Below are 21525 nucleotides of genomic sequence, written 5' to 3'. Positions count from 1 at the left end.
AGGCACGCCATGAGAACACTCTGCTTCTGGTTCGGCATTGCGGCTGCGTTCCTGTGCGGCTGGGCCGAACCGGCTTGGGGCTACGCCGTCCTGTGCGTGCTGTCGGTCGTGCAGCTGGCGCAGCTTCGCGCGCCGGGCGCCAGCGTGTTCTTGCTGCTGCACTACGCCACGGTCCTCACGTACTTCTCGCTCGCACCGGCGATGCAGATTGCCGATGACGTCTTCTTCTGGGACGTGGGCGTGATCAGCGCGCCAGCGCACTCGCAGGCGCTGGCGCTGCTGCTGCTGTACATGGCGGGTGTGGAACTGGCCCGGCTCGGCATGCCCGAGCCGCTGGTGCAGCACTTCCCCGCGCGGACGCCGCCGTCCGAACCGCAGATGGCCGGCGTGGCGCACCCGGTGCTGCTGCTTTTGAGCGGCATCCTTGCGGCCTTCGCGTCGCTGTTCATCCGGCCCGACCTGAACTTCATCGCGCGTGGCGACGTGGGGAACGACCAGAGCGTTCCGATCGATTTCATTTTCTATTCGACGCTGCCCAAGCTCGTCGTGCTGATGTGCTTCGTGGCGCTGGCCATCCACGCACTGCGCCACCGCACCATCTGGTCCTGGATCTCCGCGGGCTTCGCGCTGGTGCTGTCCGCCATCGCGGCGAATCCGGTCAACACGCCGCGGCAGATCCTGCTGATCGGCCTGCTGCCGCTTCTCATCCATCTCTTTGGCCGCGGGCGACGCTGGACGCTGGCACTGCTGCTCTTCGGGGCCATCGCGGGCCTAGGGCCGATGCTGAACCTGGTGTCGCGCGGCGTCTTCTGGGGAGAAACGCTTACCACCTTTCCCTACAGCCAGGACTTCGACGCGATGTTCATCGTGGCCGGCATCCTGGAGCGCGCGCCAGACGCCGAGCTCGGATGGGGGCGCTACCTGCTGTCGGCCTTCTCGTTCTTCCTGCCGCGCGACCTGAAGCTGTACCCGGATTTCGATCCGCTCGGATGGCCGTCCATCCTGGGCAACTTCTCGCAGGCCAACTTGTCGCTGCCGCCGTTCACCACCGCGTTCCTCGACTTCGGCCTGGCGGGCCCGGTGCTGTTCGGCCTCGCGATTTCAGCCGGCGCCCGCTATCTGGACAAGCTCGTCGATCCGCGCGGCGTGGTGTCGGGCAGCTATCTCTGCGCGCTGGTGCTGCTGGCCGCTTACGTACCCTTCATGCGGGGTCCCATCCTGGGTTGGGGATCCTTCGCGGCCTCGGGGGTGATCGCAGCAGCGTTCGCCGGGATCCTGAGCTCGCGCTTCCGCCGACCACGCCCCGCCGCATCGCCGTACGCCCCTCGCACGACCTGAGGTTCGCCATGCACAAATACCTGTTCTACGACACGATCCGGCTCAACAGAAGCGCAGGCGGCGTGCTGAACGTGGCCGATCTGCTTTTGAAAAGAATGCAGCTTTGCAAGGGCGACCGGATCCAGCCGGTCAGCGAGCTGCATCCTCGCCTCTTTGGTGCGGCGCGGCGCTTGAAGATCAGCCGCTTCCTGGTGGAGATACTGATCTACAACTACCACCGCCTGCGGTCGCTTTTTACCGGCGAGCAGGTGTTCTCGCTGTTCCCGAACTACTTCTTGCCGTTCACGCTGTTCGGGCGGCACCGCGACTCGATCGTCATCGTCCACGATCTCCAGTACAAGGTCTACCCCGAGTATTTCAGCCGCACCAAGCGCCTGTGGCTCGATTGGTGCCTCTGGCGCGACGCGCACAGCCAGGCCGACGTGGTCTTCATCAGCCGCAGCAGCCAGCACGACTTCGAGCGTCACTTCAAGCGCTGCGAACACGCAACGGTCATCTTCAATCCGGTGGATGCCACGCGCGCGCCGGCTGCAGCGGGAGCGGCCGCCGGCGGGCGCTACCTGATCGCGTCCTACCACTACTACCCGCACAAGAACTTCATCGGCACACTCAAGCTCTTCGAGCGCATGAAGCACGCCGGCCTGGTCGACTGGCTGGACATCACCGGTAATGGCGCAGCCGAGGTCAAGCGAATGGCCGACGCCATGGGGCCCGAGATCAGCAGCTGCGTTCGACATCGGGGGCTGGTCCCGCGCAAGGAACTGACTCAGCTCTACTGCGGCGCGGCGGCCTTCATCTCGCTGTCCGCCTTCGAGGGCTTCAATCTTTCAGCGGCCGAAGCGGCCACGCTGGGCGTGCCGCTCCTGCTCTCGGATATCCCGGTGCACCGGGAGCTGTTCGGCGGCTACGCTTTCTTCGTCGGCAGCGAGCACTGCGATCTTGACGAGCTGTCGCAGTACCTGGCCAACCATCGCGAGATGCAGCCAGCCTGGCTGCATGCCGAAACTTGCGCCCCGGGCACCGTGGCCCGTCGCTATCTCACGCTGAAGCGAGAGGCCGTCGCGCTCGCCGGGGCCGTTCAATGACGAAACGCGCGCACGCTGTTTGCCGGCTGTTCGGGGCGTGGCTGCTGCTGTGTGCAGCCGCCCAGGCATCGGCCACCACGCCCGGCTTCGGTGTGATGGTGCACTACCTGCCCGACAAGCATTCGATTGCCGACGTCGCACGCTTCGACGTCGACGCCTTCGCGGACTCACTGGGCCAAATGCGGGCGTCCCACCTCATCCTCACGCTGGGGCAGAACAACGGGCAGTACATCGCTCCCAATGCCGCGCTTGAGCAGCTGTGCCCGCGAAGCGCCGCGAACCGGCCGCCGCGCGACCTGCCGCTCGAAATCGGCCGCGCGCTGCGCGCCCGCGGCATTGCAATGGTGCTGTACCTGCCGTTCCGCGCACCGCAATCCGACGCCTACCTCATGGACTGCCTGGGTGACATCTCGGAGCAGCAGCCACCCCCCGCACCCTTCATCGCGCGATGGTCGGCGGTGATCCGCGACTGGTCGGAACGCTACGGCCCGTTGGTCAGCGGCTGGTGGTTCGACGGCGTCTACAACACCACGGGCGTGTCCGCCGAAGGCTGGAACGCACTGTGCGGCGCCGCGCGCAGCGGAGCCGCAAAACGCTGGCTGGCCTTCAATGCCGGCGAAGGCCCCGAGCGCTTCAGCGTCAAGGCGGCGCCGTGCCAGAACCTCATGGCCGGCGAGTTCATGCAGCCGCCGGCACATCCGGCGGGCGCGCAAACCGGGTTGACCTTCCACGTTCTGACGCCGCTCGGCGCCTCATGGGCCCGGCCGACGCCGCCGCGCTTCACGGCCGACCAGGTGCGCAGTTGGATCGCCCACGCGAATGCGCGCAGCGGCCTGTTCACGCTCGACCTGCCACTGGACGCCGACTTTCGTTTTCTTCCCTCGCACATGGCGCTGATCCGCAGCGCCACGAGTCCTCGCAACCGAGCCCTGGCCCTGACTACCGAACATCGCCAACCATGACCATGACCATGAACAACCCTCTTGTCTTCATCGTGGTGGAAGACCGCCAGAACAAGACGCTGTCGCTGTGCCGCGAATCCGCGGCGCGGGCGCAGGAATCCCTTGTCGTGCTGTCCGGCACCGACGGCGGGCCCGGCTATGAGCGCCTGTGCAGCAGCTATGTGCACCTGTCGAGCAATACGCCGGAGTTCGAGAAGGTCTGCTTCAGACGCTATTTCCTCCTGGCCGAGTACCTCGAGGCCCGTCCCGAATTGCAGGAGTTCGTGCTGATCGACAGCGACGTGCTGCTGTTCCGCGGCATCGGCGCGCACATCCGCCGCGTGGCCGGCAAGGCGGATTTCTGCGGCTCGCTCATGCACCCGGACGACGGCTGGGACCCGTGCCAGATATCGCCCCACGTGAGCTACTGGACCGCGGAGGGCCTGCAGCGCTTCATCGCGTTCGTACTCAACACCTATGCAACCCCCTCCGGCCGCCGAAAGCTGCGCGCCATTGCGACGCGATTCACCAACCGCGGCGAGCGCGGCGGCGTGTCGGACATGACGCTGCTCCATCTGTGGGCGCAGGCCAGCGGCAACATGGCGCCCATCAACCGGGTGTTCGGCGGGCGCGTGATCGACCACAACATCAACGGCGGCCGCAACTTTCAGCACCACGAGTTCCAGGTGCGCGGGGGCGCTAAGCGCCTGGAGTTGGTGGACGGGCAGCCCTGCCTCGTCACGCCCGCGGGCGAAATGGTGACTGCGTTGGCACTGCACTTCCAGGGCAGCGCGAAGATCGCGATGCCGCACGTGCTGCACGGCCGCGTGCGCCTGGTCGGGGTCATCACGTATCTGATTCACATGGCGCGCCGCTTCAAGAACTGGGCTTTCGGCCGCGGCTTGATCGCGCCGCGCATGCCGCCCGAGGGCCGCCTCGCGGACGCCTCGGCGCCCAAATGACACCCGGCTGAACGCAACCCACGCAAGGCCATGAACCCGCTCCATCGCACCTTCAGCCTCGCGGGCATTCGCACGGTGCCGCTTCGGGGGCTGGGCGCGTTGGCTTCGCGGCTCTACATCTACCTGTCGGGTTTCCTGGCCGTTTTTCTGATGGCTGCGTACGTCTCGCCCGCGGACTTCGGCCAATACTCGATCTACCAGTCGGTGCTGGAGATGGCGCTTGTGGTGGGAACGCTGGGGAGCGCGCTGCTGTTCTCGCGCAATGCGGCCAGCGTACCGCCGGGCGTGCGGCGCGGCGACGTGGTCCGCACGCTGGCCATCGGGCTGCCACTGGCCGTGCTGCTCATCGCTGTGATCCTGACGCTCCAACGCACGGCCGTGGGTGATCTTCCGTTCGTCTTGATCTTGGCAACGCTCGCGGTCTTTGCGTTCGTTAACCTGCGCCTCGCCTACAGCCGGGGACTCGGCTTCTCGGGCCTGCTCAACCTGGAGGCCGGCATCCGCTCGACCGTCCTGGTGCTCGGGGTCGCGGTGCTTGCCACGCTAAGTTTCGAGCTGCACGTCACGCACCTGCTGCTCATCAACCTGCTGGCATTCCTGGTGGTGGGCGTGGCCTCGATGCATGCGGGATGGGCCGCGGGGCCGCCTCGCGGAAGCGCTTTGCTCGGCCTGGCGTCGCAGGGCAGCGCCACCGTCTATTCGGTCCTGATGTTCCTGCTTCGCAAGTCGGACCTGCTCGTGGTGGCCTTCTTCATGCCGCTTGGCTACGTGGGCGCATTCAAGATCGCCTTCCTGCTGGCAGAGGCGCCATCGCAGTTCGTGCAGGCTTTTCTCTATACCAAGACGCGCGCCATGCTGGGCAGTGACGCCAGCAATTTCGACGACTCGCAGCTGCAGCTGGCGAAATATTCGTTCCTCTTGGGCTGCGTTTTGTTTGCGGCGCTCGTGGTGGTGATCTCGGTTGCCGCACCGTTGCTGAAGGTCGGGCGCCAAGCGCTTGAGATATTCCTGTGCATTGCGCCGTACTTTCTATTGCGCACCTACACGGTCCACCACGAGATGCTGCTCGCGCTGAAGACGCCGATGAGCACGCTGGGTTATTGGGCGATGGCCGAGGTGGCGCTGCGGCTGCTGTCCTATGTCGTGATCGTCGCGGTGTTCCCGGGCAAGCCGCACTACGTGTTCTTCCTTGCCGCCTTTTCCGAACTCGTTCTCTTCGAGGTGCGGATGCACGCCTTGCTTGGCTTCTTTCCGCTCGTGCGGCTGGTTCGCGGTTCTTCCACAAAGCAGTCATGAAAATTCTTCTGTATTCCATGAACTTCACGCCCGAGCTGGTGGGCATTGGAAAGTACTCGGGCGAAATGGCGCAGTGGCTGCATGCCAAGGGCCATGACGTCCGCGTGATCGCGTCGCCACCCTTCTTCCCGAACTGGGCGCCGTTCGAAGGACACTCGGCCTGGGCCTACCGCAAGACGGTCTGCGACGGCATCACGGTCTGGCGCGCACCCACCTGGGTGCCGGCGCGGCCGCGTGCGCTGGCACGCATGGCCCATCTCTTCTCTTTCATGCTGTCGAGCATGCCGCTGCTCTTCGCGCAGATTCGCTGGCGGCCCGACCTGGTCTTCGTGGTCGAACCGCCGCTCTTCTGCGCGCCGACCGTGCTCTTTTTTTCTCGCATGCTCGGCATCAAGTCGTGGCTGCACATCCAGGACTACGAGGTGGACGCCGCCTTCGGCCTGGGCCTGGTGCGCGGCGCGCGCGTGCGCCGCTTCGCGCTCTCGGTGGAGCGCTGGCTGCTCGGCCGCTTCAACCGGGTCTCGACCATTTCCGCCGCCATGCTGGACAAGGCCAGGGACAAGGGCATCGATGAAACCCGGCTGGTGCTGCTTCCCAACTGGGTGGACGTGCGCTCGATCTACCCGCACGCGGCCGGCGCATCGGACACGGACAAGCCCGTGAACGGCTACCGCACCATGCTCGGTATTCCGGCCGACGCGGTGGTGGTGCTCTACGCCGGCAGCCTGGGCAACAAGCAGGGCATCGAGCTGCTGGCCGATGCGGCGCGGCAGTTGGCGGCCGCCAGCCACATCCATTTCGTGCTCTGCGGCAACGGGCCGAGCCGCGAGCCGCTGAAGACCGCCTGCGCAAACCTGGAGCGCGTGCATTTTCTCGATCTGCAACCGGCCGAGCGACTCAATGAACTGCTGGGCATGGCCGACATCCACGTGCTGCCGCAGCGTGCCGACGCGGCCGACCTGGTGATGCCCTCGAAGCTGGGCGGCATGCTCGCGAGCGGCAAGGCGGTGATCGTCACCGCCCATGAGGGCACGGAACTGAGCAACGTGGTGGCCGGCCGCGGGCTGGTGGTTGCGCCCGGCGACCCCGATGCACTCTCCGATGCCATCGCGCAGCTTGCCGCCTCCCGCCCGCAGCGCGAAGCCATGGGCGCGGCGGGTCGTTCATTTGCCGAATCGGAGCTGGATCGAAACGCCATCCTGCTGCGCCTCGAAAAGGAGCTGCTGCGCTGTCTCGCGGACTGAGAGCGCAACTTCCCCACAACAACACCACCACCACGTCGACGCATACACAGCAGCCCCCTCATAACTCCAACCTGGGTATTCCACATGTCCGACACCACCTCGAATTCCTCCGGCGTTTCGGATTTCGGCCGCGCTCCCGAGCGCCGCACGAGCTACTCGTCGGGCGTGTGCCCGCCGCCGGAGCCTTTGTGGCCGCACTTCCTGACCGGGCAGGAAGATTCGCCGGTGCGTGTGCTGCTGGTCGACGACGATGAATTCATGCGACGCGTGATCGCGCAGGAACTGCTGTCCGACTTGCGCATCCAGCTCGAGGGGCAAGCCGGTAGCGTCCGCGACGGCCGCCGTCTTCTGGCGACCCACGAATTCGATGTGCTGATGGTCGATCTGCGGCTGGGCGACGGCTCGGGCTTCGACCTCATCCGAGAAGCGCGCAAGCTGCAGCGCCACTGCGAAATCATCGTGATCTCGGCCCTGGAGGACGATGCCCACGTGATTCATGCGCTGGAGCTCGGTGCCACCGGCTACCTCCTCAAGCATGCGTGGCTCCAGAGCTTTGCCCAGGCCGTGCTGCAAGTGGTCAACGGCGGCGCAGCCATTACGCCGAAGCTGGCGCGCCGGCTGCTCACGCGCATGACCCAAGGTGGGGGGAGCGAACCACCGGCCATGGAAACGCCGGTGCGCGAAGCAACGCTGACAGCGCGGGAACGCGAGGTGCTGCGATGCGTGGCGCGCGGCTACGTCTCCAAGGAGATCAGCCTGCGGCTCGGCATCTCGGGTCAGACGGTCAACGCCCACATCAAGAACATCTACAAGAAGCTGCACGTGCATTCGCGCGCGCAGGCGGTCAGCCTGGCCACCCACACGGGCCAGCTCTGACCGGGCGCCATCACTTCAAACAAAGGAAGGACGGACACCGTGAACAACACCCACACCATTCATCCCGTAGTGCTCTGCGGCGGCAGCGGCACGCGCCTGTGGCCGCTCTCGCGCAAGACGCTGCCCAAGCAGTTTGCGCCGCTCATCGGCGACAAGAGCCTGCTGCAACTGACACTGGAACGCTTGGGCAGCCTGAACAAGAACATCACCTGCATTGCATCGGAGGAGCATCGCTTCCTGGTGCGGGAAGCGGTCGACAAGGCCGGCGCCACGGGCCGGCAGATCCTGGAGCCGGTAGCGCGCAATACGGCCGCCGCGATGGCCGCGGCCGCGCTGCTTGCGGGCGAGGACGACCTGCTGCTGTTTGCGCCGGCCGACCATCACATTCCCGACACGGCGCTTTTCGCGCAGACCATACGCAGCGGCGTCGAGGCCGCGCTGGCTGGGCAGATCGTCACCTTTGGCGTGTCGCCGACCTTTGCCAGCACGGCCTACGGCTACATCGAGGCGGGCGCGCCATCGGAGGATGGCCACAGCCGCGCCGTGGTGCGCTTCGTCGAGAAGCCAACGGCGGACGTGGCCGAATTGCTGATCCTTCACGGCGGCTATTGCTGGAATGCCGGCATCTTCCTGGCCAAGGCCAGCGTGCTCATTGCGGCGCTGCGCGCGCACGCCCCCGACATCCTGGAGGCCTGCGAGCGCGCCACGGCCGCCGTATCGTGCGACGGGAGTTTCGACCGGCTGGACCGCGAGGCCTTCGAGTCTTGCCGCAGCGACAGCATCGACTATGCGGTGCTCGAAAAGCATCCGGACATCGCAGTCGTGAAGTTCAACGGCAACTGGAGCGACGTCGGCAGCTGGAACGCGGTGGCCGCGCTGCATCCGGCGGACAGCACCGGGAACCGGCTGAGTGGCCGGGCCAGCACACTGCGTTCAAAAAATACCTTCATCCACGCGCCTTATCGCCCGGTGGTGGCCCTGGGCACCGACAACCTGATCATCGTGGACACGCCCGATGCCGTGCTGGTGGCCAGCGCGGACTGCGCCCAGCAGGTCGGCGACGTGGTGCGCATGCTCACACAGGACGGCAAGGCCGAAGCGACCGAACACAGGCGCGTTGTCAGGCCATGGGGCGCATACGACCGCCTCGACTTTGGAGACCGCTTTCAGGTGAAGCGGCTCACCGTCAAGCCCGGTGGCAAGCTCTCGCTGCAAATGCACCACCACCGCGCCGAACACTGGATCGTGGTGCAGGGCACGGCCAAGGCCACTTGCGACGGGCAGGTCACCTTGGTGCGAGAGAACGAATCCATCTACCTGCCGCTGGGCGCCATCCACCGGTTGGAGAACCCCGGCAAGACGATGCTGGAAGTGATCGAGGTGCAGACCGGCGGCTACCTGGGCGAGGACGACATCGTGCGCTTCGACGACACCTACGGCCGCTGCGCAGCCATCAGGACACGTGGCGACACGGAGGTGGTGCCGCTGACCGCCGCGGTCGATGCGGATGCGGTTCCGGTAGCGGTGGCCGAAACTCCGCGGCCGACCGCGGCGCGCCCCATCGCCATCACGTAGCATCCGCGCCATGAGCTACACAGTGAACCTGATCGACTTTCCCGATGCACCGGCCGAAGTCATTTCCGCAGCAGAGGCGCGCTTCCGCCGCGAACTCGACAAGCTGCTGGGCGACGGCGTGGGGCCGGCGTTGAAAGCCTTCGAGAACGCCAGCGAATCGAGCGCCGACGAGCTCACGAAAGACGAAATCGCCCTGGCCGCGAGTTGGGCCAAGGCTTACGAATCCGCCAAGACGGCAGGCTTTCGCGCGCTGGGCGAAGCAGACGAAGCGTACTTCGAGGTCCGGCTCGACTGACGGGCCGAGACGCGAACCTCACGCCCGCAGGCAGATCCCCATGACGAAGCTCTGGCCTGCCTTGCTGATAGCCGCCACTCTGCTCTCCGGCTGCGCCGCGCCGCCGGGCGCAACGTCGACCGCCCCTTCGGCAGCGGCGTCTCGCGGCACGGGCACGGTGTATTGGCAGTACATGCGTTCGACCTCTTACGAGGCACGGCAACCCGGCCTCGGCATCAGCCACCGCTACGAAAGCCGCGTGGGATGGGTCGACGTGTACGTGTACGACCTGAAGCAAGGCAACTGGCTGCCCGGCGTGGACGATCCGCGCTTCGAAGAACACTTCAAGGCCACCGTCAACGAAGTCCAGCTTGCCCGCGCGAACGGCGTGTATGCCAAGGTGGAGGTCGGCCCCGTGAGCGACTTGCGCATCGAGGAGCAGACCCTGCGACGCGTGAGCTTTCGCTTGCTGCACGCCGCGACCGGAAGGAGCTACGAGTCGTTCACCTTTCTCACCGCGCGCAATGGGCGGCTCCTCAAGTACCGCATGTCTTTTGCCACGCCGGCACCGGCCGACGTCGATGCGATTGCACGCGAGTTCATTGCGCAAAACCTGCGCAGCGGGCCCGACATGCCGAGGGCGTCGCCGCCCTTCTTGAACATCTGATTCGGCTCTAAATTGACTGTACGTTCATACAGTGTTTCCTCTAGAATGACTCGTCTCCAAGAGCAACATTCGAGGCGACACCATGACCACCGCCAGCCCGCCCGCGCCCTCCGCGCGCATCCTGTTTTTTTCGCAGTTACGGCGCCCGCAGCCGCGCCAACTGGTGAGGCGCATTTCGACCTGGCCCTTTCGCGTGGCCTCCGACAAGGACCGCGACAGCGGCGACATCCGCCTTCAGGCGGCGCGCGTCATTCGCACCACTGCTGATCAATGGTGGCCGCCGTCCGAGTGAGCGGAAGGCCCGGCTATTGCAAGGCCAAGGTACCCAGTTCGCCGAGCATGTCCTGCGCATCGTCGTCGAAGCCTGCGATGGGCGGGGCCTTGGCCAGCGCCATCCACACGCCGAACGGAATGCGCTCGAAGGCGCGGTGCACGGCGGCGCGTGCCACGACCAGCCGTTCACCTTCGAGCACGAGTACGCCGCACTCGGACGGAATTTCGTCGGGTGATGCAATGCATCGGCCGCGCGCGTCATTGCCCAGCACGTACCAGCACTCGCCGCCCAGGTCGAGGTAGGCGGCGCGCTTGTCGGGCTTGCGCAGGTCGCCCAGAAGATCGGCACGGCTCACCTTCACCTCGTGCACGATCGGGTGCGCATAGGCTTCGACGCTGGTGTTGCGGATCGAGAACACGTCGGGCCTCGCCATGCACCAGCGCACCTTGCCACCCTCTTCGAGCGGCTGCAGCCGCGCCCGCAGGCCGAGCCCGCGCCAGGCGATGCGGCCGCCGCGCGTCATCTCGCGCGCCACGCGTTCGACCAGCGCTTCGTGCGGCGAAAGCGCCGCGCGGTTGATGGTGAGCGTGGTGGCAATGCGTGCAATGCCGGCATCGGTCACGCGCAGGGTTTCGTGGCCTTGCGACGTGCGCACACGTTCGAGGAACCCGCCCGCGAGCAGTTCGACCTCGATGGCATCGCAGCAGGGCCAGCCCGCCGATCGATAAATTTCGCGCAGCCGCCGCGCATGCAGCTTTCCGAACGGCACGGTGCCGGCGCGCTGCATGGGCGGCTCTTGCACGGGCGGCGGAAACCCCGGATCGGTGAACGGCGGCTCGACCGGCGGCGGGTCGCCCTCAGGCGGGGGGCCGACCGGCGGTGGCGGCGGCATGGGAATCGGCACGTCGGGCGCGGGCGGCGGCGGACCGATCGGACCGGCAGCGACGGGATCAACAAGGGCGAGTGCGGACATGGGAGAAACAGGTTAGCGAAAAGTCGTGGTGCGCGCGAGACATGGAACGATCGGTTGCATTCAATTCAGTGTCTCTCAGTGGAAATCGCGGCTGGTGTTGCTCTGCGCCAGCCGGCCCATGAGCGGCGTCAGGTCCTTGAAGCCGGTGGCGATCAGGTGCTGCACCTTGCCGCCGCTGTCATCGTCGCGCTGCCAGGTACCCTGCACCGCGAGCAGGTGCGACTTCAAGAGCGGCTCGCGCCAGGCCTCGATGACATGGCTCCAGACAATGACGTTGACGTTGCCGGTCTCGTCCTCGAGCGTGACGAAGATGGTGCCGTTGGCGGTGCCGGGGCGTTGCCGCCCCTTGACGATGCCGCAGGCGCGCACGGTGCGGCCGCTGGGCTGAGCGCGCAGTTCTTCAGCGCTCATGAGCTTCATGCGCGCGAGGCGCGGGCGCAGCAGCGCGAGCGGATGGCGGCGCAGCGTGAGGCCGAGCGCGGCATAGTCGCCGACGATCTCCTCGCCTTCGGGCGCGGCCGGCAGCTGCAGGGCCTCTTCGTTGATGGGCACGCCGCGCAGCAAGGCGGGCGCGCGGCGCTGCGCAGTGGCGTCCCACACCTGCTGGCGCCGATGGCCGGAGAGCGACATCAGCGCATCGGCCGCGGCCAGCGCCGCCATGTCCTTGCCGTCGAGTTCGGCGCGCAGGGCAAGGTCTTCGGTGCTGGTGAACGGCGCTTGCGCGCGGGCTTCGAGCAGGCGCTTGGCACCGGCCTCGCTCAAGGTGGAAATGCGGCGCAGGCCCAGCCGCACCGCGGGCTGGTTCTCGTTGCCCAGGCGCTGTTCGGCATAGCGTGCGTCGGTGCCGGGCGGCACGTGCGGCGCATCAGGGCTGCGAGCTTCGAGCGTGGTGTCCATCTCGCTGCACGTGACGTCGACCGGCCGCACCTCGACGCCATGGCGGCGCGCGTCCTGCACAAGCTGCGAGGGGCTGTAGAAACCCATGGGCTGCGAGTCGAGCAGCGCCGCCAAAAAGCAGGCGGGCTCGTAGTTCTTGAGCCAGCTGCTCACTGTGACCAGCAGGGCAAAGCTCGCGGCGTGGCTTTCGGGAAAGCCGTAGTCGCCAAAGCCGAGGATCTGCTTGAAGATGGCTTCGGCGAACGATTCCTTGTAGCCCTTGCGGACCATGCCTTGCACGAGCTTGTCGTGGAACTTGTCGAGGCCGCCCTTGCGCTTCCATGCCGCCATGGCGCGGCGCAGCTGGTCGGCCTCGTCAGCGGTGAAATCGGCCGCGATCATCGCGATCTGCATCACCTGCTCCTGGAAGATCGGCACGCCCAGCGTGCGCTCCAGTGCGGGCCGCAGTTCTTCCTTCTCGTAGTGGATCGGCAAGCCCTTGTCCACGCGCTCGCGCTGCTTGAGATAGGGATGCACCATGCCGCCCTGAATGGGCCCGGGCCGCACGATGGCGACCTCGATCACCAGATCTTCGTAAGTCTTCGGCTTCAGCCGCGGCAGCATCGACATCTGCGCCCTGCTCTCGATCTGGAACACGCCGACGGTGTCGGCGTCGCAGATCATGTCGAACACCTTCTGGTCGTCGTTGGGGATGTGGTGCATCTCAACCGCCGAGCCGCGCCAGCGGTTCATGTGGTCGAGCCCGCGGCGGATGGCGCTGAGCATGCCGAGCGCGAGCACGTCGACCTTGAGCATGCCCATGGCCTCGAGATCGTCTTTCTCCCATTGGATGACGGAGCGGTCTTTCATCGACGCCTTCTCTACCGGCACCAGCCGCGTGAGCCTGGTGTGCGTGAGCACGAAGCCGCCCACGTGCTGGCTCAGGTGGCGCGGAAAGCCCTTGAGCCGCTGCGTCATCTCGATCCATTGCACCAGCTTGAGCTCGTCTTCTTCCACGCCCACGCGGGCCGCCGCCTTGAACAGCTGTTCGCCCAATACGGTGTCGTCGAACCAGTAATGGTCCTTGGCGAATTCATCGATCAGGCGTTCGTCGATGCCCATTGCCTTGCCCACGTCGCGCAATGCGCTGCGTGCGCGGTAGCAGATGACGACGGCCGCGATGGCCGCGCGCTCGCGGCCGTATTTTTCGTAGATGTACTGGATGACTTCTTCGCGCCGCTGGTGCTCGAAGTCGACGTCGATGTCGGGTGGCTCATGGCGGTGGCGGCTCAGGAAGCGCTCGAACAGCAGGTGGCCCTTTTCGGGGTCGATGGCGGTGATGCCGAGGCAGAAGCAGACCGCCGAATTGGCGGAGGAGCCACGACCCTGGCAGAGGATGTGCTGCGAGCGCGCGAAGCGCACGATGTCTTCCACCGTGAGAAAGAACATCTCGTACTTGAGCTCCAGAATCAGGTCGAGTTCTTTCTGCACCTGCTCGCACACCTTGACCGGAACACCGCCCGGATAGCGCTCCTGCGCGCCCTCCCACGTCTTGCGCACCAGCGTCTGGGCCGGCGTCTCGTGGCTGCCCACGGTTTCGAGCGGGTACTGGTAGTTCTCGCGGATGACTTCCGGATCGAAGCTGCAGCGCGCGGCCACCACCAGCGTGTTCGACAGCATGCCGGGAAGATAGAGCTCGGCCAGCCGCACCCGCTGCCGCAGATGGCGCTCGGCATTGGACTGCAGCGCAAAGCCGCATTCGGCCACGGTCTTGCCTTCGCGCACGGCCGTGAGCACGTCGTGCAGCGGCTTGCTCGATCGTGCGTGCATGTGCACGTCGCCGGCCGCCACCAACGGAATGCCGGTGTGCTCGCTCGCCTGCAAGAGCGCTGCAAACCACAGGTCGTCGTCGAGCTCGTTGAGCATCTCGACCGCGAGCCACAGGTTCTCTCCGTAGAGCGCCTTGGCGGCCAGCAGGTCTTCATGCAGCGTGGCGCCGTCCATGGCGCCGCCCGGCATGCGATGCGGCACGAAAAGAACCTGGCAGTCCTGCAGCGAAGCGACGTCGCTGTCTTCCCAGCTCACGCGGTATTCGCCCTTGGGCAGCTCGGTGTTGCGCGCGGCGGTGATGAACTCGCAAAGGTTGCCCCAGCCCTCGGTGCCGTTCGCGATCACCACGAGCCTGAAGCGCTCGAAGCGGAACTCGCTGCCGAACAACAGCCTGAAGCCGGGGTTGCGCGGAATCGGCGGCTCCTCGGGGTGCTTGCGCTCGTATTCGTCGAGCTTGGCCGGCAGCTCGCGCAGGCAGACGTGCGCGCGCACGATGCCCGCCACCGAGCATTCATCGGTGATGGCCAGGGCCGTGTAGCCGAGCTGGTAGGCACGCTCGACCAGTTCCTCGGGCGTCGAGGCGCCGCGCTGAAAGCTGAAGTGGGTGAGGCAGTGCAGCTCGGCGTAGTCCGGCAACGCCGGTGCGGTCTTCCTGCGCAAAGGCAAGGGCAGCGCATGCACCTCGGCCGAGTTGCGCCCGCGCAGCTGCTTTTCGCTCAGGTCAGGCATAGAGCCCCTGCAGGTACCAGCGCACTTCGCCTGGAGAAAAGCGCGCGGAGGGCCGCTCGCGAAAGATCCACACCAAGCCGGCTCCGGGGCTTTCGGCCACGTAATAGTCGCGCATCGCGGGCTGGCCGCCGTCTTCCTTGCCGCCCCACCAGCCCGCCTCGATGCGCTGCGGCCCGACCAGCTTGCTGAGCGGACCGCGGTAGCAGGGGCGCTCGCCGTCCATCTCGAGCAGCAGGGGTTCGGGCAACAGCCATGGCGGGTAGATGGCATCGGGCTGCGAGGCCGCGGCCATCGCTTCTTTTCGAACCTTGGCCGGCAGCGCCTTGTCCTTCTGCAGCGCGGGCCGCCATGTCTGCTTGCGCTCGGGCCGGTGGTCGGCCTCGGCGGCGGGCACCACCACCTGCTGCGGTCCGAGCCGCACGCTGAGCCGCTCGACCATCTCGTGCAGCTTGTCGCCCTTGCGGTTGTCCTCGGGCAGGAAGCTGGTGCTGGCGCCGGCCCACGGATCGGTTTCGAGCGTGCGCAACCGGAGCCAGCTGACAGGCGCCGCGAGCGTGGTGAGGGCGAGCTTTTCGGACAGCAGCCGGCGCAGGTGCGCCATGTCCTGCGTGGGCTCGGCCGTGCGCACGGTGACCTGCTGGTGCGGTGGCAGGTTCACGCCGTTGAAGCGCTTGAGGTCGAGCGTCCATTGCAGTTCGAGCGCACGGGCGCCGCGCTGCCGCGCGCGCAGCCAGATCTGCAGCGCCGAGAGCAGGCGGTTGGCCGACCACATCAGCTCGGGCGCGGTCTCGGCCAGCGCGGGCAGTTCCAGCTTTTGCTCGAACACGTCGGGCAGCGTGAGCCAGCTGTGGCTTTCGGGACGCAGGCCCCAGGCGGTGTCGAGCGCTTCGCGCAGCACCGCGCCAAAGCGCCTCGTGAGGCCGCCGCGCGGCAGGGCCGCCACCTCGCCCCAGGTGCGGCAGCCGAGCCGCGCAAGCAGGTCGAGGTGATCGCGCGCGGCGCTCAAGGTGTCCAACGGCAGGCCGGCTGGAATGTCCTTGGGCCGATCTTCGTTGCGCTCGAACAGGCGCAGCCGGGCCAGCGCGACCAGGCTCGTGGCGCCCTGCGCGCCCAGCATGCGCACGTCGGGCGCGGGGTTGGAGGCGACCAGTTGGCGCATCAACTGAAGCCGCCCGCCCCACAGGCGCTCGCAGGCCGAGACCTCGAGCATCAGCGCTTCGTCCTGCCAGGCGACGTGCGGCGTGTATTGCAGCGCCCACCAGCCGAGCGCCTCGGGTGTGGGGAGAGTCGGCGCTTCGGACGCATCGGTTTCAGGCGACCACCGCAATGCGATCCAATGCATTGGGACCTCCCTTCCACGCGTCGATGCGCACCACCGTGGCCGACGTTGCCGCTTCTCCAATGGGCACCGTGCCCTGCTGCTGCAGTCGCAGCTTGCGGCGCAGCCGAGCGGCGGCCAACAAGGCTGCCATGCGCTCGTTTCGCGCAGGCAGCATCACCGGTGCGGCGAGCGGCGGGCCGCGGCGCTTCAGGATGCGCAGCTCGATCTGCGAGCTGTCGGCCTCGCAGCTTTCCACCTGGAGCCGCAGCCGCGCGGGGGAGGCGCCCTGCGCGGCCGATTCGGGGCGGCAGACGAAAAGCAGCACCTCGTGCTGCGCCGCCGCCAACTGCAGCCGCCGCAGTTCGCCCACTCGGGCCTGCGGCAGCCAGGCCAGCACGGCCGCCACCTCCGCGCAGCGCAGCGCCTGCTCGCAAGCCCACAGCCGCGCGGACGCAGCCTCGCTCCGGACCCACATCAGCGCTTCCACTGGCAGGCCTTGCGCCGCCAGCGACGGCCCGCAAGGCTCATAGGGCGCACCGATCAGCACCACCGGCCCGCCGCGCGCCTGGACCGCCTGCCCCAGGGCCGGCAGCAGCAGCCGCCAGACATGCGCCTCGGGCGTGCCTTGCAGCAGCTCCGTCATGGCGCCGACCGGCCAGCCACCGCCCGGCAACTCCGCGTCCAGCGCAGCGTGGCCGGTGGCGACGACCTGCGCGTCGGCCAGGCCGAGCTCGTCGGCGTGCCAGACGCCACGGCCGGCGGCAGCGGAAAAGGAGTCGAGGAAAGGGAGGCCCATGATGCAACAGTTAACTGTACTTTTATACAGTATTTTGTGGGCCACAACAACGCAAAAACCAAATACCGGTTTACCTCATGGGCACCGGCCCCTTAAGATGAGTCATTAACAATTTGTGACTATGAAATACACAAAGATTCACCTGCTGGCTTCTGCCCTGGCCGCCTTCGTTGTCGGCCTCTCGCCCGCCGCGCAGGCGCAAACCAAGCCGCTCCTGATTGGCCAGACCTACGTTCAGACCGGTCCGCTGGCGTCCCTCTCGCCCGAGCCCGTAATGGGCGTGCGCGCCATGCTCAACGCACTGAATGCGAATGGCGGCATCAACGGACGGCCGGTCGAACTGCGCCAGCTCGACGATGCCTACGACCCCGCCAAGGGCGCCGAGAACGTCAAGACCTTCGTCAAGGAAGGCGCCGTCGGCATCCTCATGCCCATTGGCACCTCGTCGTCGGTCGGGGCCCTGAAGGCGGCCAACGAACTCAAGATCCCAGTGGTCGGCCCTTACACCGGCGCAGGCCCGGTGACCAAGTTTTCCGAATACAACTTTCCGGTACGCATCAGCTTCGACGAGGAGTACAGCCGCATCGTGAACCACCTGTTCACCATCGGCCTCTCGCGCATCGCCTTCGCGCACAACGACAACCCCGGCGCGCGTTCGGCGCTGGAAAGCACGCAGAAGTTCATCGCCGAACGCGGCGAGAAAATGGCGGGCAGCGTGGCCATCAAGAACGACGGCTCCGACGCCGCCGAACGCGCCGTGGAACTGGCCAAGCTCAAGCCCAAGGCGGTGGTACTGGCGGTCACCAACGATGTGGCGGCCAAGTTCATCACGGCCTACCGCGCAGCGGGCGGTGAGACGGCCTTCTATTCGTTCTCGTTCCTGAACGGGCAGAAGCTGTTCCAGGACATCAAGAAAGACGCGGCCGGCGTGGTCATTTCACAGGTCGTGCCCTACCCCTGGAACAGCGCGATGCCGCTGATTGCCGAGTACCAGGCGGCCATGAAGAAAATCGGCGCCACCGAGTTCAGCTATGCCAGCCTCGAAGGCTACGTGGCGGCCAAGGTCATGGTCGAGGGGCTCAAGCGCGCGGGATCGAACCCCACGCCGGATTCGCTCCAGAAGGGCCTCGAGTCGTTCCGAACCCTCGACATCGGCGGCATTGCCGTGTCATACCGGCCCGGCGAGCACCGCGGCCTCACGTTCTCCGAGCTGTCGATGCTCAAGGCCGACGGCCGCTACCTGCGCTGAGGGCCTTTCGGGCGGCGCCTTTCCTGGCGCAGAATTTCATTCGTGATGACGACGTCCTTCACGAACGAACCCCAGCGCCCCGGCCTCACGCGCGCCCAGCTGCTGAGGCTCGGCGCGGCACTTTGCGCCAGTGCCGCGCTGCCCTCGTTCGCACAGCAACAAGGCAGGCCCGTGATGAAAATGAATACCCGCCTCATCCCCTCCACGCAGGAGGCCTTGCCGGTGATCGGCTGCGGCACCTGGATCGGCTTCGACCAGCGGCCCGGCACCGAGGAATACAAGCGCTTGCCCGGCGTGCTCGACGCCCTCTTTGCCGCCGGCGGCAAGGTGATCGACAGCTCGCCCATGTACGGCCGCTCCGAGGAGACCACCGGCGAGCTGCTGGCCGCATCGAAGCAGCGCGAGAACAGCGAGGCCTTTCTCGCCACCAAGGTCTGGACCTCGGGCCGCGAGGCGGGCATTGCGCAGATGGAGCAGTCGTTCGCACGGCTGCGCACCCAGCGCATCGACCTGATGCAAGTGCATAACCTCGTCGACTGGAAAACCCATCTCGCCACGGTGCGCGGCTGGAAAGACAAGGGCCGGGTGCGCTACATCGGCATCACGCACTACACCGCCTCGGCCTACGGCGACGTGGAGGCGGTGCTGCGCGCCGAGAAGCTCGACTTCGTGCAGATCAACTATTCACTGGACGCGCGCGAGGCCGAGCAGCGCCTGCTGCCCCTCGCGGCCGAACGCGGCGTGGCGGTGATAGTCAACATGCCCTTCGGCGGTGGCGGCCTGCTGCGCCGGCTGCGGGACCAGCCGCTGCCCGCATGGGCCGGCGAGATCGGCTGCGCGAGCTGGGCGCAGGTGCTGCTGAAGTTCGTGCTGAGCCACCCGGCCGTGACCTGCACCATCCCCGGCACCAGCCGCGCCGAGCACATGGCCGACAACGCCGCGGCCGGCGCGGGCTCGTTTCCGGATGCGGCATTCTGGCGCAGCAACGCACCTTCGATCGGGCGCTGAGCCGCCGCTCCGGCTATTCGAACTTCACGTTGTGCTGCCGCACCGTGGCACCGAAGGCCTCGTACTGCGCGCGGAAGAATTCGGCGAACTTCGCGGGGCTCATGCCATAGCCCTCGAAGCCCTGCTGCACCAGCTGCGCATGCACGTCGGGCCGCTTCAGCGTGTTCTGCAGTTCCTGCGACAGCTTGGCGGTGATGGCCTGCGGCAGCCCCGGCGGCCCGAAGAACCCGGCCCAGGGCGTGATGGTGAGCTTGCCCAGGCCGAGCTCGCCGCCCGTGGGCACGTCGGGCAGCATAGGCACTGCGCTGCGGCAGCAGCGTGACCAGCGCGCGGATGCGCCCTTCCTTCACGAAGCTCGGCGCCAGCGTGCCGGTGGTGAACATCATGTGGATCTGCCCGCCCAGCAAGTCGGTCATGGCTTGCATGTCGCCCTTGTAGCGCGCGTTCACCACCTTGCGCTCGCCCAGCAGCTGCAGCATGGCCAGCTCCGAGGCACTGTTGCTCGATGCCGAGTTGTAGGCGCCGGGCTTGGCCGCCACCATGGCCAGCAGCTCGCTCACGCTCTTCACCGGCAGGCTGGCCGGCACCACCAGGAACATCGAGAACTGGCCGGCCGAGCTGATCGGCGTGAAGGCCTTGAACGGGTCGTAGGGCGGGGTCGGCCGCAGCGTGGGCGCGGCCACCATCGCGGTGTTGGTGCCCATCAGCAGCGTGTAGCCGTCCGGCTTTGCGGACGACGTGGCCTGCGCCGCCAGCACGCCATCGGCGCCGGGTCGGTTCTCCACGATCACCTGCTGGCCGAGCTGCTTCGAGAGCCCCTCCGCGATGATGCGCGTGAGCGCGTCGGCGCCGCCGCCGGGCGCAAAGCCCACGATCAGGCGCAGCGGCTTGTCCGGATAGGTTTCGGCGCTCCAGGCCGCCGCGCCGGGCAGCGCGGCCAGCGTGCCGCCGGCCGCGAGGGCCGCCAGGGTGATCAGGTTTCTGCGTCGCATGTCGTTGCTCCTTCTCAAAAGAGATGCCGCACGCCAAGCTCCCAGCCCGACGAGCGGCGGCCACCGGCCGGTGCCACGCCGCCGCTGACGACATAGCGGGCCTGGCCGCCGTTCATGAGCCGCGCGTAGGTGCCGTAGAGCGCGGTGCGCTTCGAGAGGTTGTGCACATAGCCGATGCCGAACTGGCGCGCATCGTCGCGGTTGCGCGGCATGCCGTTGGCGTTGCGCAGGCTCTCGTCGCTGCGGTCGTCCAGGTAGGCGTAGCTCACGCGGATGCGGCCGACCTCGAAGGCCGGAATGTGCGCGCCGATCTCGGCGGTGTTCTTGCGCACCGTGCCGGCAGCGAGCTTCACCGTGACCTTGTTGTAGAGCGCGAAGAACTTCGCGAAGCCCGCGTCCCACGAGCCGCCGATGTTGGCATGCGTGTAGTTGCCGATGGTGGCGGTGGGGTTGAAGTGGGAGCGCGTGACGGCCGCGGCGATGTCGAACGCGCCCGAGGCAAAGCCGAAGCGCGCGCCGCCAAAGTTGCCGTCGTCGCGGTTCAGCGCGGTGGAGTCGTTCTCGCCGGTGCCGATCATCGCCATGCCGTAGAAGCCGCCGAGCCTGGCCGGCAGCCAGTAGCTCACCGTGTTGCTGCCGGTGATGGCCGTGGGCAGCGGCCCGGTGCCCGCGCCCGCGAAGGTGAGGTTGCCCGCGCGCGCCACGCCGTTGGCGTTGAAGGGATCGAAGTAGATGCTGTTGTAGTGCGTGGGAATGAAGTCGCGGCCCAGGCGCAATTCACCGACCTTGTCGTGCGACAGGCTCACGAAGGACATGCGGTCGAAGGTGATCGGCCCCGCCACTCCCGCGCCGCTCGCCTGGTTGTTGCTGTTGCTCGCGCGGCCGGTGCCGGTGTCGGGGTTCAGGCTGCCTTCGAGCCAGAAGCCCGCGCGCAGGCCGCCGCCCAGGTCTTCGGTGCCGCGGAATCCGAGCCGGCTGGTCGAGAGCCCGCCGTTCGACAGCGCTTTTACCGAGCCGCCACCATCGCCGTTGGTGTATTGGATGCCGAGGTCCATCACCCCGAACACGGTGACGCTGGACTGCGCATGTACCGCGCCGCTGCTCGCAAGCCCCAGCGCTGACCACATCAATATCTTCTTCATGGTTTTCTTGTCTCCTGCTTCTTCTCATGGTTAAAAACTCGGGAACGCGCGCAGGGCTGCGCCACCGGGTGCGGACG

Annotated in this window: 19 protein-coding genes and 1 pseudogene; 13 read left to right on the top strand and 7 right to left on the bottom strand. The window is 66.9% G+C overall.

The window, feature by feature from the left end:
• Positions 1-9 precede the first annotated feature (9 nt).
• The 11 genes from J2X92_RS13945 (at position 10) to J2X92_RS13895 (ending at position 10550) form a co-directional block, all read left to right on the top strand.
• The gene (locus J2X92_RS13945) at positions 10-1338 is read left to right on the top strand and encodes a hypothetical protein (protein WP_307576519.1); all 1329 of its coding nucleotides are present in this window, start codon (positions 10-12) and stop codon (positions 1336-1338) included.
• An 8-nt stretch (positions 1339-1346) separates the two neighbouring features.
• Positions 1347-2423, top strand: a complete 1077-nt coding sequence (locus J2X92_RS13940) for a glycosyltransferase (protein ID WP_307576517.1) — start codon at positions 1347-1349, stop codon at positions 2421-2423.
• Positions 2420-3385, top strand: coding sequence for a hypothetical protein (locus tag J2X92_RS13935; protein ID WP_307576516.1), 966 nt, complete (start codon positions 2420-2422; stop codon positions 3383-3385). The genes J2X92_RS13940 and J2X92_RS13935 overlap by 4 nt, the downstream gene beginning before the upstream one ends.
• A gap of 8 nt (positions 3386-3393) precedes the next feature.
• Complete coding sequence (locus J2X92_RS13930) at positions 3394-4326, top strand: hypothetical protein (RefSeq protein ID WP_307576514.1); 933 nt, start codon at positions 3394-3396, stop codon at positions 4324-4326.
• Positions 4327-4356: 30 nt separating this feature from the next.
• Complete coding sequence (locus J2X92_RS13925) at positions 4357-5622, top strand: polysaccharide biosynthesis protein (protein ID WP_307576513.1); 1266 nt, start codon at positions 4357-4359, stop codon at positions 5620-5622.
• Positions 5619-6866, top strand: coding sequence for a glycosyltransferase WbuB (locus tag J2X92_RS13920; RefSeq protein WP_307576512.1), 1248 nt, complete (start codon positions 5619-5621; stop codon positions 6864-6866). Before J2X92_RS13925 ends, J2X92_RS13920 begins: the two co-directional genes overlap by 4 nt.
• Positions 6867-6950: 84 nt before the next feature.
• Complete coding sequence (locus J2X92_RS13915) at positions 6951-7742, top strand: LuxR C-terminal-related transcriptional regulator (RefSeq protein ID WP_307576510.1); 792 nt, start codon at positions 6951-6953, stop codon at positions 7740-7742.
• A gap of 39 nt (positions 7743-7781) precedes the next feature.
• Positions 7782-9317, top strand: coding sequence for a mannose-1-phosphate guanylyltransferase/mannose-6-phosphate isomerase (locus J2X92_RS13910; RefSeq protein ID WP_307576508.1), 1536 nt, complete (start codon positions 7782-7784; stop codon positions 9315-9317).
• A 10-nt stretch (positions 9318-9327) separates the two neighbouring features.
• Entirely contained in the window at positions 9328-9612 is a 285-nt protein-coding gene (locus J2X92_RS13905; protein WP_307576506.1) for a hypothetical protein, read from the top strand.
• 40 nt (positions 9613-9652) lie between these two features.
• A complete protein-coding gene (locus J2X92_RS13900) occupies positions 9653-10258 on the top strand; it encodes a hypothetical protein (RefSeq protein ID WP_307576504.1) in 606 nt (201 codons plus the stop codon).
• Between the two features lie 82 nt (positions 10259-10340).
• On the top strand, positions 10341-10550 hold the full coding sequence (locus J2X92_RS13895) for a hypothetical protein (protein WP_307576502.1): 210 nt from the start codon (positions 10341-10343) through the stop codon (positions 10548-10550).
• Between the two features lie 13 nt (positions 10551-10563).
• On the opposite strand, the gene J2X92_RS13890 is transcribed toward J2X92_RS13895, so the two are convergent.
• The 4 genes from J2X92_RS13890 to imuA all read right to left on the bottom strand — a co-directional run bounded on the left by J2X92_RS13890 (position 10564) and on the right by imuA (position 17057).
• Positions 10564-11505, bottom strand: a complete 942-nt coding sequence (locus J2X92_RS13890) for a hypothetical protein (RefSeq protein WP_307576501.1) — start codon at positions 11503-11505, stop codon at positions 10564-10566.
• A gap of 75 nt (positions 11506-11580) precedes the next feature.
• Positions 11581-14940, bottom strand: a complete 3360-nt coding sequence (locus J2X92_RS13885; RefSeq protein ID WP_307576499.1) for an error-prone DNA polymerase — start codon at positions 14938-14940, stop codon at positions 11581-11583.
• Positions 14933-16282, bottom strand: coding sequence for a Y-family DNA polymerase (locus tag J2X92_RS13880; protein ID WP_307576497.1), 1350 nt, complete (start codon positions 16280-16282; stop codon positions 14933-14935). Before J2X92_RS13880 ends, J2X92_RS13885 begins: the two co-directional genes overlap by 8 nt.
• Positions 16251-17057 carry a translesion DNA synthesis-associated protein ImuA gene (gene imuA / locus J2X92_RS13875; protein WP_307576495.1) on the bottom strand — a complete coding sequence of 269 codons (807 nt, stop codon included), beginning with the start codon at positions 17055-17057 and terminating at the stop codon, positions 16251-16253. The genes J2X92_RS13880 and imuA overlap by 32 nt, the downstream gene beginning before the upstream one ends.
• Positions 17058-17178: 121 nt before the next feature.
• On the opposite strand from imuA, the gene J2X92_RS13870 reads away from it, so the two are divergent.
• Positions 17179-18306, top strand: a complete 1128-nt coding sequence (locus tag J2X92_RS13870) for an ABC transporter substrate-binding protein (RefSeq protein WP_307576494.1) — start codon at positions 17179-17181, stop codon at positions 18304-18306.
• 45 nt (positions 18307-18351) lie between these two features.
• Positions 18352-19314, top strand: coding sequence for an aldo/keto reductase (locus tag J2X92_RS13865; RefSeq protein WP_373424838.1), 963 nt, complete (start codon positions 18352-18354; stop codon positions 19312-19314).
• A gap of 13 nt (positions 19315-19327) precedes the next feature.
• Here the strand turns inward: J2X92_RS13865 and J2X92_RS13860 are convergent, their stop codons facing one another.
• The 3 genes and pseudogenes from J2X92_RS13860 to J2X92_RS13850 all read right to left on the bottom strand — a co-directional run bounded on the left by J2X92_RS13860 (position 19328) and on the right by J2X92_RS13850 (position 21448).
• Complete coding sequence (locus J2X92_RS13860; RefSeq protein WP_307576666.1) at positions 19328-19609, bottom strand: tripartite tricarboxylate transporter substrate-binding protein; 282 nt, start codon at positions 19607-19609, stop codon at positions 19328-19330.
• Positions 19610-19670: 61 nt separating this feature from the next.
• Positions 19671-20306, bottom strand: a pseudogene (locus J2X92_RS13855) (Bug family tripartite tricarboxylate transporter substrate binding protein); the annotation flags it as partial.
• Between the two features lie 14 nt (positions 20307-20320).
• Entirely contained in the window at positions 20321-21448 is a 1128-nt protein-coding gene (locus tag J2X92_RS13850) for a porin (protein ID WP_307576492.1), read from the bottom strand.
• Between the last annotated feature and the right edge of the window lie 77 nt (positions 21449-21525).

Origin of the sequence: Variovorax paradoxus, from assembly GCF_030811855.1 — a bacterium.
GTDB classification, from domain to species: domain Bacteria; phylum Pseudomonadota; class Gammaproteobacteria; order Burkholderiales; family Burkholderiaceae_C; genus Variovorax; species Variovorax paradoxus_L.
This window is presented reverse-complemented; position numbering and strand designations above follow the sequence as displayed.

Coding starts and splice junctions, on each gene's coding strand:
- J2X92_RS13945 (WP_307576519.1), top strand. CDS start 10: ATGAGAACACTCTGCTTCTGGTTCGGCATTGCGGCTGCGTTCCTGTGC.
- J2X92_RS13940 (WP_307576517.1), top strand. CDS start 1,347: ATGCACAAATACCTGTTCTACGACACGATCCGGCTCAACAGAAGCGCA.
- J2X92_RS13935 (WP_307576516.1), top strand. CDS start 2,420: ATGACGAAACGCGCGCACGCTGTTTGCCGGCTGTTCGGGGCGTGGCTG.
- J2X92_RS13930 (WP_307576514.1), top strand. CDS start 3,394: ATGAACAACCCTCTTGTCTTCATCGTGGTGGAAGACCGCCAGAACAAG.
- J2X92_RS13925 (WP_307576513.1), top strand. CDS start 4,357: ATGAACCCGCTCCATCGCACCTTCAGCCTCGCGGGCATTCGCACGGTG.
- J2X92_RS13920 (WP_307576512.1), top strand. CDS start 5,619: ATGAAAATTCTTCTGTATTCCATGAACTTCACGCCCGAGCTGGTGGGC.
- J2X92_RS13915 (WP_307576510.1), top strand. CDS start 6,951: ATGTCCGACACCACCTCGAATTCCTCCGGCGTTTCGGATTTCGGCCGC.
- J2X92_RS13905 (WP_307576506.1), top strand. CDS start 9,328: ATGAGCTACACAGTGAACCTGATCGACTTTCCCGATGCACCGGCCGAA.
- J2X92_RS13900 (WP_307576504.1), top strand. CDS start 9,653: ATGACGAAGCTCTGGCCTGCCTTGCTGATAGCCGCCACTCTGCTCTCC.
- J2X92_RS13895 (WP_307576502.1), top strand. CDS start 10,341: ATGACCACCGCCAGCCCGCCCGCGCCCTCCGCGCGCATCCTGTTTTTT.
- J2X92_RS13890 (WP_307576501.1), bottom strand. CDS start 11,505: ATGTCCGCACTCGCCCTTGTTGATCCCGTCGCTGCCGGTCCGATCGGT.
- J2X92_RS13885 (WP_307576499.1), bottom strand. CDS start 14,940: ATGCCTGACCTGAGCGAAAAGCAGCTGCGCGGGCGCAACTCGGCCGAG.
- J2X92_RS13880 (WP_307576497.1), bottom strand. CDS start 16,282: ATGCATTGGATCGCATTGCGGTGGTCGCCTGAAACCGATGCGTCCGAA.
- imuA (WP_307576495.1), bottom strand. CDS start 17,057: ATGGGCCTCCCTTTCCTCGACTCCTTTTCCGCTGCCGCCGGCCGTGGC.
- J2X92_RS13870 (WP_307576494.1), top strand. CDS start 17,179: ATGAAATACACAAAGATTCACCTGCTGGCTTCTGCCCTGGCCGCCTTC.
- J2X92_RS13865 (WP_373424838.1), top strand. CDS start 18,352: ATGACGACGTCCTTCACGAACGAACCCCAGCGCCCCGGCCTCACGCGC.
- J2X92_RS13860 (WP_307576666.1), bottom strand. CDS start 19,609: ATGCTGCCCGACGTGCCCACGGGCGGCGAGCTCGGCCTGGGCAAGCTC.
- J2X92_RS13850 (WP_307576492.1), bottom strand. CDS start 21,448: ATGAAGAAGATATTGATGTGGTCAGCGCTGGGGCTTGCGAGCAGCGGC.